This window comes from Nitrospira sp. BLG_2 (assembly GCF_049222245.1).
Window position 1 is genome coordinate 1 of the sequence record NZ_JBLYIG010000718.1, and the last position, 1,525, is coordinate 1,525.

A 1,525-nucleotide genomic window follows, 5' to 3' on the forward strand; every position below is an offset into this window, starting at 1 on the left:
CAGAATTGATATTTCATATGAGATCGGGGTCTCGGTGCTTTAAGCACCCTATATGTTGAATTGCTTTCAGCGAAGGCTCGCCGCATCTCATCTTTGCCCATAATCCGAAAAATGATCCCGATCGGTGTTACTAGCCCATAAAACACCACGCCTAACAAGATCCGGGTGTTGATCCATCCCAATATATGACCGATCCACATCCATGCCTTGTGAACGGGAGCCAAAACCCAGGGCATAATAGCACCTGGCACAATGAGGGCCCCACCCAGAATAACTGCCCATAACCTTGCAGGCTCGCTGTGAACTAATGGTGGCCAGACGCCGATCACGGCAAAAATCCCTCCTACTAACAATCCAAACTGACGTAGCTCTCTGTGTGTGGCTGCGTGATCCATAATCCTTATCCCCCGTTCAGCTAGTCGAGCTCGAACTCATTCTTCCAATCAGAATCCCCTTCAAGGGGCTTCTGATCCTCCTTCTTTAGCACACAATTCTCGATCACCAGGACATCCATCTCCGTCCGCATGAAACAGCGATAGGCATCTTCAGGCGTGCAGACAATCGGCTCGCCGCGCACATTGAAAGAGGTATTCACACATGTGGCATACCCCGTCTTCTCCTCAAATGCCTGGAGCAATCTATAGTACCGAGGATTCGTCTCCTCGTGAACCGTCTGAACTCTCGCAGAGTAGTCGATGTGGGTAACGGAGGGGATATCCGAGCGTGGCACGTTCAGCAAATCGATACCCCAGAGCTCTTTCTGACCCGGGTTGAATGGGAGACGTCGTTTTTCAAGAACCGGAGCTACAAGTAGCATGTAGGGACTATCACAGTCCATTTGGAAGTAGTCGGAAACTCGTGCTCTCAACACAGAAGGTGCAAAAGGTCTGAAAGACTCGCGATATTTAATCTTGAGGTTCAATACAGACTGCATCTTCGTATTCCGTGCATCTCCTAGAATGCTACGCCCCCCAAGAGATCGTGGCCCAAATTCCATACGTCCCTGATGCCACCCCACGACCTTTCCAGCTGCCAGCTCATCGGCAACCCGACCATACAGATCCTTCTCGTCTATACGACAATATACAGCCCCCAGAGTCTTCAGCCTTGCCTCGATATCCTCATTGCTAAACGCTGGCCCAAGATAGCTCCCCTTCATTTTGTCGCGACAATTGTCTGCAGCCCTGGGCTTGCTCTCATACTGATGCCATACGCTTAGTGCAGCACCCACAGCCCCACCTGCATCTCCGGCGGCGGGCTGGATCCAAAGGCCTTTGAATGGTCCCTCGCGGAGCACCCGTCCATTCCCGACGCAGTTGAGCGCTACCCCGCCTGCTAAACAAAGATAGTCGACTCCTGTTTCCCTATGCATTGTTCGTGACAGCCGCAGCATGACCTCTTCCGTCACTTCTTGAATCGATCGAGCCAAATCCATTTCGCGCTGACCTAATTTCGACTCTGACTTGCGAGGCGGCCCCCCGAATACATCGTCGAATTTCCGACTCGTCATGGTCAAGCCGGTACA

At 51.9% G+C, this 1,525-nt stretch carries 2 protein-coding genes; both read right to left on the reverse strand.

Annotation, left to right across the window (positions count from 1 at the left end):
* The coding region (locus ACOSYY_RS18865; protein ID WP_421664428.1) for an SxtJ family membrane protein at positions 1–395 on the reverse strand (395 nt) is incomplete at its 3' end.
* A gap of 20 nt (positions 396–415) precedes the next feature.
* Positions 416–1,525: carbamoyltransferase family protein (locus ACOSYY_RS18870; RefSeq protein ID WP_421664430.1), on the reverse strand; the 1,110-nt coding region annotated here is incomplete at its 5' end.